This window comes from Flavobacterium sp. KY-23415, assembly GCF_055384985.1.
The window spans coordinates 3,816,956-3,833,134 of record NZ_AP044001.1; the positions used below are offsets into that span (position 1 = coordinate 3,816,956).

At 28.7% G+C, this 16,179-nt stretch carries 16 protein-coding genes; 1 reads left to right on the top strand and 15 read right to left on the bottom strand.

Translation table 11 applies throughout. From position 1 onward, the window contains the following. Positions 1-9: 9 nt before the first annotated feature. From hisH to ACZ49Z_RS16780, 15 genes are all read right to left on the bottom strand, one after another. On the bottom strand, positions 10-603 hold the full coding sequence (hisH, locus tag ACZ49Z_RS16710) for an imidazole glycerol phosphate synthase subunit HisH (protein WP_464305442.1): 594 nt from the start codon (positions 601-603) through the stop codon (positions 10-12). Positions 604-685: 82 nt separating this feature from the next. Beyond that, entirely contained in the window at positions 686-1,822 is a 1,137-nt protein-coding gene (gene hisB, locus ACZ49Z_RS16715) for a bifunctional histidinol-phosphatase/imidazoleglycerol-phosphate dehydratase HisB (protein ID WP_464305443.1), read from the bottom strand. After that, complete coding sequence (hisC, locus tag ACZ49Z_RS16720) at positions 1,815-2,855, bottom strand: histidinol-phosphate transaminase (RefSeq protein WP_464305444.1); 1,041 nt, start codon at positions 2,853-2,855, stop codon at positions 1,815-1,817. The genes hisB and hisC overlap by 8 nt, the downstream gene beginning before the upstream one ends. After that, positions 2,856-4,145 (bottom strand): histidinol dehydrogenase, encoded by a 1,290-nt coding sequence (gene hisD / locus ACZ49Z_RS16725; RefSeq protein WP_464305445.1) that lies wholly within the window; start codon positions 4,143-4,145, stop codon positions 2,856-2,858. It lies immediately after the preceding gene. Between the two features lie 34 nt (positions 4,146-4,179). Then, the gene (hisG, locus tag ACZ49Z_RS16730) at positions 4,180-5,037 is read right to left on the bottom strand and encodes an ATP phosphoribosyltransferase (RefSeq protein WP_464305446.1); all 858 of its coding nucleotides are present in this window, start codon (positions 5,035-5,037) and stop codon (positions 4,180-4,182) included. Positions 5,038-5,288: 251 nt separating this feature from the next. Next, positions 5,289-5,789 carry a hypothetical protein gene (locus ACZ49Z_RS16735; RefSeq protein ID WP_464305447.1) on the bottom strand — a complete coding sequence of 167 codons (501 nt, stop codon included), beginning with the start codon at positions 5,787-5,789 and terminating at the stop codon, positions 5,289-5,291. Positions 5,790-5,791: 2 nt separating this feature from the next. Further along, positions 5,792-7,180 carry an ATP-binding protein gene (locus tag ACZ49Z_RS16740; protein ID WP_464305448.1) on the bottom strand — a complete coding sequence of 463 codons (1,389 nt, stop codon included), beginning with the start codon at positions 7,178-7,180 and terminating at the stop codon, positions 5,792-5,794. After that, positions 7,173-7,835: a response regulator transcription factor gene (locus ACZ49Z_RS16745; protein ID WP_464305449.1), complete on the bottom strand. Its 663-nt coding sequence runs from the start codon at positions 7,833-7,835 to the stop codon at positions 7,173-7,175. Before ACZ49Z_RS16745 ends, ACZ49Z_RS16740 begins: the two co-directional genes overlap by 8 nt. A gap of 8 nt (positions 7,836-7,843) precedes the next feature. After that, positions 7,844-9,160, bottom strand: a complete 1,317-nt coding sequence (locus ACZ49Z_RS16750) for a DUF3570 domain-containing protein (protein ID WP_464305450.1) — start codon at positions 9,158-9,160, stop codon at positions 7,844-7,846. A gap of 17 nt (positions 9,161-9,177) precedes the next feature. Beyond that, the gene (locus ACZ49Z_RS16755) at positions 9,178-9,387 is read right to left on the bottom strand and encodes a DUF4266 domain-containing protein (RefSeq protein ID WP_464305451.1); all 210 of its coding nucleotides are present in this window, start codon (positions 9,385-9,387) and stop codon (positions 9,178-9,180) included. 1 nt (position 9,388) lies between these two features. Continuing rightward, positions 9,389-10,372 carry an FAD:protein FMN transferase gene (locus ACZ49Z_RS16760; protein ID WP_464305452.1) on the bottom strand — a complete coding sequence of 328 codons (984 nt, stop codon included), beginning with the start codon at positions 10,370-10,372 and terminating at the stop codon, positions 9,389-9,391. Beyond that, complete coding sequence (locus ACZ49Z_RS16765) at positions 10,372-10,803, bottom strand: thioredoxin family protein (RefSeq protein WP_464305453.1); 432 nt, start codon at positions 10,801-10,803, stop codon at positions 10,372-10,374. The genes ACZ49Z_RS16760 and ACZ49Z_RS16765 overlap by 1 nt, the downstream gene beginning before the upstream one ends. A gap of 232 nt (positions 10,804-11,035) precedes the next feature. Beyond that, positions 11,036-13,063: a hypothetical protein gene (locus ACZ49Z_RS16770; RefSeq protein ID WP_464305454.1), complete on the bottom strand. Its 2,028-nt coding sequence runs from the start codon at positions 13,061-13,063 to the stop codon at positions 11,036-11,038. A 61-nt stretch (positions 13,064-13,124) separates the two neighbouring features. Continuing rightward, complete coding sequence (gene fabG, locus ACZ49Z_RS16775) at positions 13,125-13,871, bottom strand: 3-oxoacyl-[acyl-carrier-protein] reductase (protein ID WP_464305455.1); 747 nt, start codon at positions 13,869-13,871, stop codon at positions 13,125-13,127. A 271-nt stretch (positions 13,872-14,142) separates the two neighbouring features. Beyond that, positions 14,143-15,027 carry a hypothetical protein gene (locus ACZ49Z_RS16780; RefSeq protein ID WP_464305456.1) on the bottom strand — a complete coding sequence of 295 codons (885 nt, stop codon included), beginning with the start codon at positions 15,025-15,027 and terminating at the stop codon, positions 14,143-14,145. Positions 15,028-15,147: 120 nt separating this feature from the next. Between ACZ49Z_RS16780 and ACZ49Z_RS16785 the strand changes: the two genes are divergently transcribed. Then, positions 15,148-16,179 (top strand): formimidoylglutamase, encoded by a 1,032-nt coding sequence (locus ACZ49Z_RS16785; RefSeq protein ID WP_464305457.1) that lies wholly within the window; start codon positions 15,148-15,150, stop codon positions 16,177-16,179.

The window sequence follows — 16,179 nt, forward strand, 5'->3', positions numbered from 1 at the left end:
TTTGAGTAATTAATGATTAGTCGGTAGTTCTAAAAAATTCCTTAAAATTTGTTCCCCGTGGATTCCACTTTTTTCTGGATGAAATTGAACACCATAAAAATTATCTTTTTGTAATGCTGTTGCATATTCTAAACCATAATGCGTATGAGCAATTGCGTTATTGCATTTTGGTGCATAAAAACTATGCACTAAATACATATATTCTTGCTCTTTAATACCTTTAAATAGTGGAGAATTTAAATTAAATATAGTATTCCATCCCATTTGAGGTACTTTCACATTCGTTTTGAATTTAATAATTGCTACATCAAAAATGCCTAAACCTTTAGTATTTCCTTCTTCTGATGAACTACACATTAATTGCATTCCTAAACAAATTCCTAAAACAGGTTGTTTTAAGGTCGGTATTAATACATCAATACCTGTTTCTGTCAATTTTTTCATCGCACTATTGGCTTCTCCAACTCCTGGAAATATTACTTTATCGGCAGATTTAATAGTGTTCCAATTGTTTGTTACTATTGCTTGAAAACCAATTCTTTCTATTGCAAAGAGAATACTTTGAATGTTCCCTGCACCGTAATCTATTATGGCTATTTTCATATATATAGTTTTAAAGTTTAAAGGCGAATTTCTTAAAGTTATTATCCTTTTGACTTTATGACTTTCAATTTTTAAACTTATTTTAAAGCATTCCTTTTGTTGAAGGTAAGATCATCTTCTCTGCATCGCGTTTTACTGCTACTTTAATTGCTTTTGCAAAAGCTTTAAAAATAGCTTCAATTTTATGATGCTCGTTTGTTCCTTCTGCTTTTACATTTAAATTGGCTTTTGCACCATCGGTAAAAGATTTAAAAAAGTGGAAAAACATTTCAGTAGGCATTTCTCCTATTTTTTCACGTTTAAATTCGGCTTCCCAAACCATCCAATTTCGTCCTCCAAAATCAATAGCTACTTGTGCTAAACAATCGTCCATTGGTAAGCAAAAACCATAGCGTTCAATACCTAATTTATTCCCCAATGCTTTAGCAAAAACTTCTCCTAAAGCTATAGCAGTGTCTTCAATAGTGTGGTGCTCATCAACTTCTAAATCGCCTTTCACTTGAATTTCCAAATCCATTTGACCATGACGTGCAATTTGATCTAACATATGATCAAAAAAGGCTAAACCTGTGCTAATATTACTTTTACCTATTCCATCAAGATTTAATGTAATTGCAATATCCGTTTCATTGGTTTTACGAATAATCGAAGCTGTTCTTTCTTCTAATTTTAAAAATTCGTAAATTTTTTGCCAATCATTACTTTCTAAGGCTATAACCGAATCTAATTCTTCTCTTTTGACCGAAATTTCTGCTGTTCCTAAATTGGTGTTGTCATTAATAAAAATAGCCTTAGAACCTAAGTTTTTAGCTAATTCTACATCCGTTAATCGATCACCAATTACAAATGAATTAACTAAATCATATTCTTCTGAGAAATACTGAGTTAATAATCCTGTTCCTGGTTTTCTTGTGTTTGCATTTTCATGTGGAAATGTTCTATCTAAAAATACATTATCAAAAATAACTCCTTCATTTTCATAGGTTTTCATAATGAAATTATGAACTGGCCAAAATGTTTCTTCAGGAAAAGAATTTGTGCCAAGACCATCTTGATTGGTAATCATGACTAATTCAAAATCCAACTCTTTAGCAATTTTGCTTAAATAAGGAATGCATTTAGGATAGAATATCATTTTTTCAAACGAGTCAATTTGTTCATCAATGGTTTCTTTAATTATTGTCCCATCTCTATCGATAAATAATACTTTTTTAGACATTTTTTAATTTTTTAAGTAATTCAATAACTTTTTCGTTTTCTTCTTTTGTTCCAATGGTAATTCTTAAACAGTTTCTACACAATGAATCGTTTGTTCTATTTCTAACTACTATTCCATTTTCTAAAAACTGTTTGTATTGAAAGGCTGCGTTATCTACTCTAAAAAGAATGAAATTAGTTTCTGAAGAAAAAATTTCTGTTACAACATCGCAGCGAACTAAGGCCATCATTACTTTTTTTCTTTCTTGTTTTAGAATTTCAATCTCTTTTAAATATTGATTTGTTTCTAATTTTTCTATTGCTAAATTTTGAGAAACTACATTAACATTATAGGGTGGTTTTATTTTTTCTAAGATGCTTATAATTTCCTTTGATGCATATAATAATCCTAATCGTAATCCAGCCATTCCAAAGGCTTTAGATAATGTTTGCACAATGACTAAATTAGGAAACTCTTCCAATCTTTCTAACCAACTTTCTTTTTCTGAGAAATCAATATAGGCTTCATCAATAACAACTAATCCATTAAAATTAGTAAGAATTTCTAAAACACTCTCACTTGAAAATGAATTTCCAGTTGGATTATTGGGTGAACAAAGGAAAATTATTTTAGTATTATTGTTTACTCTATTTAAAATCGAACTAACATTAGGTTGAAAATCATCGTTTAAAATTATTTTTTTATTTTCGATAGCATTCAAATTAGCTAGAACACTATACATTCCATAGGTTGGTGGTAACGTGATTACATTATCGATATTTGGTTCGCAGAAAGCTCTAAACAATAAATCTAGAATTTCATCACTACCATTACCCACTAAGATATTCTCTGTTGCTATGTTTTTCATTTTAGACAGTACCAATTTCAAATCTCTTTGATGCGGATCTGGATAACGATTTAAACCTGTATTATAAGGGTTTTCGTTAGCATCTAAAAAAATCATATTATCTGTAAGTTCCTTAAATTCATCTCTCGCCGACGAATATGGACTCATTTTCTTAACATTTTCACGTATCAGATTCTCTAAATTCATTTATGCTTTATTTAATTCATTTAATCGTAATGTAACTGCGTTCTTGTGCGCTTGTAAGCCTTCTGCTTCTGCCATTATTTCGATACTTTTTCCAATATTTTGAATTCCTTTTTCAGAAATTTTTTGAAAAGTGATTGCTTTTTGAAAACTATCTAAATTAACACCACTATAACTTTTAGAATAACCATTAGTGGGTAAAGTGTGATTGGTTCCAGAAGCATAATCACCAGCACTTTCGGGTGTATAATTTCCGATAAATACAGAACCTGCATTTTCTATGTTTTCTACAAAATAATTCTCGTTTTTAGCACAAATAATAAAGTGTTCTGGTCCATATTCGTTAATTAAATTTAGTGCTAAAGTAACGTTATCAACAAAAATTAAATTAGAATTTGAAATCGCAACTTGTGCAATCTTTTTACGAGGGAGCTGTTCTAATTGCTTATAAATTTCTGTTTCAACATCATTCAACATATTTTTTGAAGTTGTAACTAAGACAACTTGGCTGTCTTTTCCATGTTCAGCCTGACTCAATAAATCGGAAGCTACAAAGCTTGGATTAGCTGTTTCATCTGCAAAAACAAGTAATTCACTTGGCCCAGCAGGCATATCGATTGCAACCCCTTGTTGTGATGCAAATTGTTTGGCAATGGTTACAAATTGATTACCAGGTCCGAATATTTTATAGACTTTTTCAATTGATGCTGTTCCATAAGTCATTGCCCCTATGGCTTGAATACCTCCAATTTTATAAATTTTAGTCACGCCACATAATTGAGCCGCATATAATATCGCAGGATTAATTTTACCTTCTTTATTTGGAGGTGTGCATAGTATAATATCTTTACAACCTGCTATTTTAGCTGGAATAGCAAGCATTAAAACCGTTGAAAATAATGGAGCAGAACCACCAGGGATGTATAAACCTACTTTAGAAATGGGTCTTTTTTCTTGCCAACATTGCACTCCGTCTGTTGTTTCTATTTCAATTTTAGAAGTCTTTTGCGCGTTGTGAAACTTAAAAATATTGTCTTTAGCAATTGCAATGGCTTCTTTTAATTCATCAGAAACTAAAGTAGTTGCAGCCTCAATTTCTTCATTAGTCACAGTGAAATTATCTAATGTAATTCCGTCAAATAATGACGTGTATTTTATAATAGCTTGATCTCCTTTTTGTTGAATTTCTTTAAAAATTCCTTTCACAGTTTCTTCAATATCATTGAAAGTTTGTGTTGGTCGTTTTAAAATTTCGAACCAGTTTTTTTGTTCAGGGTTGTATATTTTGTTCATTTCTTTAACTTTAATCTTTCTTCTTTCCTCTCTTCTATAAAACCATTTTTTCAATTGGACAAACTAGAATTCCTTCTGCTCCTGCTTCTTTCAATTGATCGATAACTTCCCAAAAAGTATCTTCTTCAATTACAGAGTGAACACTACTCCATCCTTCTTCACTTAACGGCATCACTGTTGGACTTTTTAATACAGGTAAAATGGCACTAATCTCATCAATCTTATTATTTGGTACGTTCATTAGTATATATTTTGATTTTCTGGAACGCAAAACGGCCTGAATTCTAAATTGAAGCTTATTCAACAACACTTTGGCTTCATCTGAAATTTCTGGAGAAACACCAAGGACTGCTTCACTTTTTAAGATTACTTCTACTTCTTTTAAACCATTTTTAAATAAAGTACTTCCACTAGAAACAATATCCACAATAGCATCTGATAGCCCTATGTTTGGAGCAATTTCTACGGAACCAGATATTTGGTGAATATCGACTTCAATTCCCTTTGAACCGAAGTAGTTATTAACAGTGTTAGGATAGGAAGTTGCAATTCTTAATCCGTTTAAGTCTTGAAGTGATGTGAAATTAAATGCTTTTGGAACTGCTACAGAAACTTTACATTTTGAAAAGCCTAAACGCTCAGCAACTGTAATATTTTTTCCTTTTTCGTAAAGCAAATTATCGCCTACAATAGCTACATCTACTACTCCGTCAATAAGATATTGTGGAATATCTGAATTTCTAAGAAAATAAACTTCTAGTGGAAAATTAGACGCGGTTACTTTCAATTGGTCGTTTCCATTGTAAATAGAAATACCAGAATCTTTTAATAATTGGATACTTTCTTCGTAAAGTCTTCCCGATTTTTGAATTGCAATTTTTAAGATACTCATTGGTTGTTTAAATATGTTTGAGTATACCAATTGCAATTTCTAAGTAAGAAAAAACCCGTTTGATATACTCAAACGGGTTCATAATTATTTTGGTGTATTACAAAATCATCATTGCCTAGCTTGAGCTTGGTTTAAATGATGATGATGATGTAATTGATTTGTAAACATTTTTTCTTTGTGTTTTAATAACAGTGCAAATATAATGACATTAATTTGTTAAAAACAAGTGTTTTAGAAAATTTATATTTTGTTTAATGCAATTTACTCTGTTTACTACTTTCTCCAATATCTTCATAAGTACTATTATTACTAGTGTTTTCTCTAATTTCTGTATGACGAATTTCACCACCTGAAGTTCCTACTTCTTTAGACAAAAAAGCAGCAAAAAGAGCTAGTAGAAGCACTAAATATGAAATAAAATTTGCTTTATTATGTTTCCTTTTGCTTAAAATTAGCCCTATGATTGAAAATATGCCTAAGCCATAAAGTACTTTCATAAAACCTTCTGCAATTTCTTCATGTTCATGAATGATAGAATGTGAAATTCCTAATTCTTCTACTATTTCTTCAGCTCCTTCTCCTGTCATCATTGTCGCTTTTCCCATTATCATACAAATGATGAAAATGATATAGGCAGTATTGACCATTATTGTTTCTTTTTTAGCTATTCCATAAACTAAAATTCCGATTCCAAAGAATAAGCCAATAATCGGAAAATGGTTAAAAACCATGTGTAAATGTGCTTTGTTCATATTTATTTTTTAAAAGTTAGTTGTATTGTTGTTCCAATATTTTTTTTGCTTTGTATTGAGATCGTTATTTTTAATAAATCACATAATCGTTTCACAATAGAAAGACCAATTCCTGTGCCTTTAATTTCAGGATGTTCGTGTGTGTTACTTCTATAGAAAGAATTATAAATTTTATCTAAATCTAATTCATTTATTCCGATTCCGTTATCTTTTATTACGCAATTTATTTTATTATTTTCACTTTCCAAAACAATTTGAATTTTTGATTCGTTAGATGAATATTTAATGGCATTAGAAATTAAATTACTCATTATTATTTCTAGAGAATAGTTGTCGGAATTGATATAAAAATTACCTTTAAACTGTGTTTTTATTTCTATTTGCTTCTCTTTAATTTGCAATGAAAAACGAGCTAAAACATCTAAAATTAAACTGTTTAAATAAACATGTTCTTCTTTTAAATTTTGTTTTTGATTTTCAAAACGAGCTAAAAGTAATAATTGGTCAACCAGATGATTTAATCGATCTACTTCGGCTATACAAAAATTTATTTTAGTTTGATATTCATCTTGTGTTCTTGGCTTTCTAATTAAAACTTCCATAGTTCCTTTCATAACAGCCAAAGGTGTTCGTAATTCGTGTGATGCATCGGAAGTGAACTGTTTTTCTCTTTCTATAGCATTTTCTATTCTGTCTAGAAGATTATTAATATTGTCTGAAAGATGAAAAAGTTCATCTTTATTATTTGGTAATGGAATTCTTGTTGTTAAATTATCTTTAGTAATCTGACTGGAAGTTTCTATTATTGTTTGTACAGGTTTTATACTTTTTCCAGCAAAAAAGCGAGCAATAAGAAATAATATAATTAAAATAATTGGGAATGAAATAAGTAAAGTATTTGTTAAGATAGCTACTATTTCAAAATCTTCTAAAGACATGGCAACCACAACATAACCAACAATTTTCCCTTTATTTATAATTGTCGTTTGAATTTGTCGAAGTGGTACATCATTTAACGTTGCATTTACAAATTGATTGTTATAACTGTTTGGAAACAATTCTAAGTTAGAATCATTAAGATTTGGAGATTTGTCAATCAATTGCTTATTGTCATCATAGAATTCTACAAAAACGGGGTTTACTTTGATTGAATTATGTTCTCTAGCTCTCCATTGATCTACCTGAATTAGATAGGTATCATTCTCATCTGTTGTAACATCATCTAAATGTTTGTTTAATTCTTCTTGAATGCCTGCATTAATATGTTCGTTGACACTTAATTTAACAATAAAATGAATGCATACAAAAACAAGAGCAATGAGAATTGAACTACTAATAATGTAATTAAATGCAATTCTATTTTTGAATGAAAATGAGAAAAATTTAGTCATTTGCTATATAGCCTACTCCTCTAATGGTTTTTATTAATTCTTGGTCTTTCGTTAGGTTCAATTTCTTTCGAATAGCATTGATAAAGACATCAATCACACCTGTATCATAATCAAAATGAATGTCCCATACTTCTTCAATAATTTTATTTCTTGTGCAAACAGTACCTTTATTCTTAATTAAATATTGTAAAAGTTCAAATTCTCTTTGTGTTAATATAATTTCATTTTGATCAATGAATACCTGATAAGTGCTAAGATTTAACTTTATATCTCCTAATGTAAGAATTGTAGTTTCATTTTTTAATCTAAAATGTATCTTAATTCGTTCTAAAAGTTCCTCAAAACTAAATGGTTTTTTTATATAATCATTAGCACCCGCTTTGAGACCTTCAATAGTTTCTTGAACAGTGTCTTTTGCAGTTAAAAATAATATTGGAATGGTTTCATTTTTTAATCGTATAGCTTTGCAAACAGCTAATCCAGTCATTTTTGGCATCATCCAATCTAAAAGAATTAAATCTATTGAGGCATTCAATGCTTTTTCTAGACCTTCTTCTCCATTTGTTGCATAAGAAATCATGTAACCTTCTTCCTCTAAACCTTGTTTAAGGAAATTAATAATCCCTATTTCATCTTCTATGATTAAAATATGCATTTTAATAGTTATTGTTGAACAAATTTGATTCCAAAAGATACAATATTAGCAAATAGTCCATCACTTCTCTTATAATGATTATATCTAAAATCGATGTTTTTTAATCCGAATTTCCAAATTTTTCTATCCATAAAAATATCGGTGTATCCAACACCAAAACCATATTGATTGGCATTAAAAGTAGATAAATCATAATCAGAAGTGTAGTATTTTTCAGTTGAAATATGTTGTTCGTGTGAAGCAAAATATTTAGATTGCTGTTGAGTATAATAGCGATACATTGGAAAAACAGTAAACTTATCAGTCAGCTTAATGGGTAATTCAATATTCATTGTATGAGAAGAAATATCCCAATTATCCCAATAATAACGGTAATAAGAACGAATCACTAGGCGTTCATTGACATAATAATTCAATCGCGCACCTACAGGTACTTTAAAACGACTATCTGGTAAGCGTTCAATATCATCTGCTAACTGAAATTCATTAATGAAAGAATCAGCAACGTCTGCAAAATAAATTCTTTGATAAGGAGTTGACAATAATCCTTGTTGTTGCAATATATCTAAAAATAAAGAAAATTGCATTTTTTTAGTTGCTACTTGAGAAAAACTTAAAGAAACGGCATATGAATTTCTGTTTTTATTCTCATGAAAAGAAAACTTATTTGGATTATAAGTAGTGTTTCCAGTGATGGTGAAATTATTAAATATACCACCATTTGTAGTATTACCATAAGAAGCAAAATCTTGCAATTCTTTAGGATAAATTGGACTCCAAGTGTCTAAATATACGTTTGCAGATAAATTAATTTCAGAGTTTTTATCATTAAATAATTTAGTAATTCCTCCACCAAAGCCGATAGATGAATAATCATACTCTACTGAACCAGATAAGTGTGCATTCCAAACAGTATTTCGATCATCAGAACTATGACTATAATTTGCAACTAAACTTGTTAAAGCATCTGAAGCTGAAGCACCAGAAGAAGCTTGCCAAGGACTAGGTGTATTACTATCGAAAGGATTGATATTTCCCGATGAAGCAGAAGAATACGCAGAAATTCCAGCATCAATGGTTAATACAGCATCATCATTTAAAGGTACTGCAACAACGATCGTTGGAGTAATATCTGTTAAATCTTCCATTCCTTTTCCTCCAGAAACAGCAGAATGAATACCATCTTGTTTATAATAACTCGCTAAAAAATCGACTTCTATATCTTCTAATACTCGTTTTTTATATGCTATATTCGTAGTGTCTTTTTCTTGTGCTAAAGAAAATAAACACGATAAAAATAATAATGTTATTGCTATTTTTTTCATTATTGACCTCTTAAAAGTTAATTGCAGCCACAACCACCACCAGTTTTCCCACCATTTGCACCTGCTGCTGCCTCACGATATACTTGAAAATTGGTTTCAAATCTTTCAGATGATTTAGCAGTTAGTTTCATATCGGGATCATTAATATATTGTTTGTCATATTCTTTGACACTATTACATGAATATCCTAAAGAAAGGATTGCTATCATTAAAATTATTTTTCTCATTTTATACTGATTTAAGGTCTATGTTTTTTGAATGATGAATTGTTCCTTCATCATCGATTATAATACATTCAATTCCATTTATTTGATTAATTAAGTCTATTCCTATTTCTACTCCCAAAACAAAAATTCCAGTTGCAATTGCATCTGCTATTTCAGTTTGTTTTGCGAAAACTGATACACTAATAATTCCAGTAGATGGGTATCCGGTTCTTGGATCTATAATATGTGAATATCGTTTGCCGTTGAAAGTAACATACTTTTCATAATTTCCTGAGGTCTCTACGGCACTATCAATAAGCGGAAATGTAGCAAATACTTTATTTTTGTTTAAAGGATTAACTATAGCTACTGTCCAAGGTTTTCCATCTATTTGACTCCCCCATGTATTAATATCTCCAGAAACATTTACTATTCCAGCAATACAACCTTTACTTTTGAGTAATTCTTTTATTCTATCTGCAATATAACCTTGACCTATACCTCCTAATCCCAATTTCATTCCTTCTTCCTTTAGGAAAATTGTTTTTAGTTCGTCATTCAGTATAATTTTTTGATAACCTACTCTTTTAACTGATTTTTTAATAGCTTCTTCTGTAGGCATTTCTTTCATTGTCCCATCGAATTTCCAAATTTTATCCATAGAAGCATAACTAATATCAAATGCTCCATTGGTTAATTTAGAAACTTTTACAGCTCGTTCTATCAAATTGAACACTTCTTCATCTACTCTGATTGGCATAATGCCTGCATTTTGATTTACTTTCGATATTTGAGAAGTAGGAATCCAATCCGAAATTAAATTTTCTATTCTTTTTACTTCGTTTATCGCCATATCACAAAATTCATTACCTTGAATAGTATCTTTGGCAACCACAGTTATTTCAAAAGGACTTCCTAATAAAGATGCTTTTTTTTTGTGTACAACTTGTGCAAGAGAAATTGTTGTTATTAAACTAATTAGAAAATAAGATGTTTGTTTGATCATTATTTTAAAGCATAAATCATTTTAATATATTCTTCTGGAGATACATTTTTGAATCCAATCTTACCTAAAACAGTTCCTTTAGGGTCTAAAAGTATAACTAAAGGGAAACTTCCTTCTCTATTATATCTTTCAGCTAACTCTCTATTATGTTTTGTTTGTTCATCGGATAATTGATTGGCCTTTTTTCTCGGAAAATTTACTTTTACTAAAATCCAATTTTCATTTGCCTCTTTAATAAAAGTTTCAGATTGCCAAATGTTTTTTTCTAAACGAATGCATGGAGCACACCAATCGGATCCAGAAAATACCATGACAATATTTTTATTTTCTGTTTCAGCTTCTTTTTTTGCTGCCTCAAAATTGTATTTCCAATTTTGTGAAAAAACTATAGTCGTAAAGGAAATAAACAAAAGGTTAAAAATCTTTTTCATAGGATTAAAATTTATTGTTACATATTATAACAATGTATTAAATATCTGATTTGTTTGTAATAAGCTTACTATTAATAGCCAACTTTTTACAATTAAATTTAATACAAATTAAAGATTTTTTGAAGTGATTTTTACAATCCTATTCTAAATTAAGTAAAACTTAAGAAAACAATGCTTATTTAATTATCGTTAGTTTTAAAAGAATATCAATAAAAAAAATTAAAAAAGAGACCTATAACATTCCGTTATATTTTCTTGTAAACCATTCTATTGCTAGTAAGAAACATATTAAAATGAGTAACCATTTCCAATCAATTAAAGGTGTTTTTTTTATTACTTCTTTTTGAATTGGAAGGTATTTTGTACTATTATTTAATGAATTTATTAGTGTTTCTAATTGATCTAAATAATAAACCTTACCAGATGTGTTTGTAGCCAGTTGTTCAAGTCTCGTTTTATCAGGGTTAACAAATTGTTTCTCAAAATCGAATTCTAAAATTTCAAAATTCCCAGAAAAAGATGTTTTAGATTCTTTTTCTTTAACTGTGAACGTATAATTTCCTTTATCTAAATCATCAAATTGGACTTTATAATCTAGATTTGATTTTAAAAAGTTATATGATTTTGTTTTTTTTGTTTCAGAATTTGTTAATTGTATTGTTAATTGCGCATTTTCATCTAATTCATAATTTTTATTGAAATATTGAGCAGTTATTTCAATAGTTTCTCCAGAATTATAAAAACTTTCAAAATCAACAGTTAATGTTTTTTTTGAAGAATTTGATGCTAAGAATTGAACAACTTTATCCATAAACAAATCAAAATCATCAAAAGATTTTTTCTTAAGATAGGTTTCCATTCTCCATTTCCAAATATTTTCACCAAATAGATATGTTTTTCTTTGTTTATCTGTTTCAGTAAAACTCATTAATGGATTTCCTGTTGCAATGTTTCGAATGGTTGCTTCTAAAAGATTTGTCGTAGTAACTTTGGTTGTAATTGTTCCAAATGAATTTTCTAATGGTGAAAAATTATCAAAGCCAATATTTTCTTGAGAAAACAAATTATAATTTTGATTATACTTTGCAAAATAATTTTCTTTCTGTCCAGACATTCTAAAACTAAAATCGGATTGATTTTTATTTAAAAAAAGAAAATCTGTATTTGTACCTGTAATTATAAATGTATTTAATTTTGTTGTTTGGTTCAGGTTAAAAACATTTTTAAAAGATGAATTTGGTTGATATAAAATTAAAAAATTATATTTTTTTAAATCATTTATTTCTAAAGGTTTAACTATATCTACTTTACGTTGCTCATTAACTTCTATGCTTCTTTTTAATGCACCTAAATCGGGATGATTAATATCTGAAATTAATGCAATTTCAGTTCTTTGATCAATAATTTCTACAGCAAAGTTTTTGGTATTGTTTACCTTATTTTTTTCTGGATTTGAAGATATAATATTGGCCTTGTATTTTTGAATTCCAATATTTGAAGCATCTAATAGTAATTGAACCGATTTTACTTTTTCTTTAGATGAAAATGAAATCGTTTGTTTATGAACTACTTGATTACCATTTTGTATAGAAAAAGTTGATGTTATTGCTTTATCTCCATTATATTGAAGAAAAACTTCAACAGGGAACTTATTTTTTAAAAAAGCATATTTATTAACATTTATTTGATTAACTTTTAAATCATATACTGTTGCTGTATCACCTAATACAATTGGATAAAGTACTGTATTTTCTTGAAAGCTATAGATATAATCATTTCCTTTTGTTTGATTACCATCTGTAAATAGAATAATAGGATAATTTTCATTTCTATAGATCTGTTTAAGGTTTTTTGCTACATTATCTATATGTGTTTGCTTCCCTGAAAAATCGATTTTTTTTAAGGTTTTTAAATCATCATCAAAACTATATAATTGTATATCAAATTTTTCTTTTAGGTCTTTATTAGTGCTAATTTTAGTATAAAAATCATTCGGCAAATTTGTTTTATTTAACTCTTTAATAGATTGAGAATTATCGATTACAATTGGTAATGGTGTTTTTTTAATTTCTAATGTCTTACGGGTAAAAATTGGATTAATTAGCAATAATAAAACACCAAAAAGCGTTAGAAAACGGATAAAAGCTAAAAATAGATTTAATTTTGATCTATTTTTAGCTTTATAATAATATTGAAAAAATGATAAACCAGCAGCTATAAATACTGATAAAATTAGAAGTAAAATAGTGCTTGTTGTCATAAAGTATATATTTGAGCCAGTTTTTTAGAAACTGTAAACTAGATTTTAAGATAAATTACAATTATGTTAACATTCCACCATCAACATTAATTACTTGTCCAGTAACATAAGCACTCATATCTGATGCTAAAAACACACAAACATTTGCAACATCTTCTGGTGATCCACCTCTTTTTAAGGGAATAGATTCTCTCCAGCCTTTAACTACGTCTTCATTTAATTTTGCTGTCATTTCAGTTTCAATAAAGCCAGGTGCAATAGCATTGCAACGAATATTACGAGAGCCTAATTCTAATGCAATAGATTTTGTAAAGCCAATCATTCCTGCTTTAGAAGCAGCATAATTTGCCTGACCTGCGTTTCCTTTTACTCCTACAACACTACTCATGTTTATAATTGACCCCTTTCTATTTTTAAGCATTGTTTTTTGAACTGCTTTGGTCATATTAAAAACAGATTTCAAGTTAATTTCAATAACTTTATCATAATCTTCTTCACTCATTCTCATCAATAAGTTATCTTTTGTAACTCCAGCATTGTTAATTAAAATATCAACAGTACCAAAATCAGCAAGTACATCTTCTACTAATTTTTGAGATTCATCAAAATTTGCGGCATTAGATTGATAACCTTTAGATTTTACTCCTAAAGCATTTAATTCATTTTCTAATTCCAATGCAGAGGCAGCAGATGAACTATATGTAAAAGCCACATTAGCTCCGTTTTTTGCAAATACTTCTGCTATTCCTTTACCGATTCCACGGCTCGCTCCAGTTATAATAACTACTTTTCCTTCTAATAATTTCATTTTTAGTTTGTCTTTATTGAGAGCCAAATATATTAATAATTTAAAGTTTATAAAATAGATTATTAAAAAGTTATTTATAAATGCTTTTTATATGTTTAGTGTAATTTTTAAAAAAAGATTTAATAGAAAGTTTTAAAGGGTAAAATTAACTGTGTACAAGGATAAAATATGCTAAATTTATTTTTAATAGTTTACATATTTCTAATAATGCAAAGAGGTGCACTATGAAAAGTGCACCTCTTTGAAAATTATACATTTGTTAAATATTTTTTTATTTCAATACGAAACTTGTCTTTGAAACATTTTCTCCATTAGGGCTAAAAATATTTACAAAATATGTTCCTGCTTCAAAATCTTTGCCAGCTAGTTCTTCATTAACTTGAACAGACTTATTTTCGTATTTAACTGTTGTAATAAAACTATAAGTCAAAGTTTGACCGCTTTCTCCCATAGCGATTGTAGCTTTTTCACCTAAAATGTTATTTTTACTATCAATGATTTGAACATAGTATTTTCTATCTCCAGATTTTGCAATTTGATTCTCAGCAATTAAAAAGCTTATTTTTAATTTATCAGCTTTACTAGCTTTTGTTGTTTCTACTTGCTTTCCAGAACTTCTCTCTTTCAATGCTAAAACATTCAAATTTAAAACAGCTAGCTTAGATGCTTTCTCAATAGTTTTGGTCAAATTATTATTCTGAACTAATAAAGTATCAGTAAATCTTTTGTTTTCATCTAAAGCGATATTAGTGCTGTCTAAGCTTGTTGTTAATGAAACATTTTGTTCTTTTAACAATTTGTTCTCAGCAACAAGATTATCCATAACTTTTTTCAAACGGAAATATTCACTTTTATACCTGTTCATTGCAGCTACATCCCCTTTTGATTTTTCAAGTTCTTCTAAAAGAGTTTCCATTTCTTGCTTTTGAGCATCTATTTCGCTTTTTAAAGCGGTATTTTCACTAGACATAATTTCTAATTCTGCAATTCTAGCCTTAATATCATCTTCCAATGAAGCTTTTTCAGTATTAAGTAATGTTAATTGTTCTTTATTATCTGTAGTTAGTTTATAAATGTAACCTACACTACCTAATAACAACAAAGCCAACACTACGATTGCTGCTTTTAAACCTGAGTTATTTTTATTTTCTTCCATAAAGTTTAGTTTGATTGTTTTTAATCCTTTTTAACAAATGTACAATTTCTAAAGTATTTAACAATAGTAACAACGAAAGTTATTTTAAAATAGTATTTTTGACCTTGAATTTTTTAGAAAATGGAGAACATTCGATTATTATCAGTTAAAGATCTTGCTAAAATAACTAATCACCGAAGTGGAGAAATCAAATTTGGTGAAAAAATAATAACCATTCCATCCCATCAAGATGGTTGGGAATTTTTAGCTAATAGCCCCGCAGAATTTGTTGTGTTTGGAATACCAGAAGACATTGGTGTTAAAGCAAATTATGGAAGAACAGGAACTGCTTCTGCCTATGAAAATGCGCTAAAAAGTCTTGTGAATATTCAGCATAACAAACTTTGTAAAGGAAGTAACCTTATTATTCTTGGTGAGTTAAATGTTGAGAATGAAATCAATGAAGCCAAAAATCTTAAAATTCATTTAAAAGAAGATAAAAAGAGGCTTTTTCAATTAGTAGAAAAAATTGACAAGGAAGTATCACATATAGTCCATCAAATAATTAAAACAGGTAAAATTCCTATTATTATTGGCGGAGGACATAATAATGCATATGGAAATATAAAAGGATTAGCATTGGCAAAGGGAAAACCTGTTAATGCTGTAAATTTTGATGCACATACTGATTTTAGAATTTTAGAAGGTAGGCATTCAGGAAATGGTTTTAGCTATGCATTTGAAGAAGGCTTCTTAAAAAAGTATTTCATTTTTGGTTTGCATGAAAATTATATTTCTAAAAGTGTTTATAATACAATAAAGGAATTAGAAAACCGAATTAAATATGTATCTTACGAAGAAATAGAGGTTCGAAAGCAAAAAAAGTTTACTATTGAGCTAGATAATGCACTTCAATTTATTAAACAAGAACCTTTTGGAATTGAATTAGACCTAGATGCTATACCAAATGTATATTCTAGTGCGATGACATTAAGTGGTTTTAGTGTTAATCAAGCTAGAGAATATGTTCATTTTTTTGGAAAACATAAAAATGCTGCCTATTTACATATTTGCGAAGGAGCACCAGAACTAGATCAAACTAACAATAATCATCTGACGGGTAAATTAATAGCCTATTTAATAACCGATTTTATGAAGAGTAAAACGCTCTAA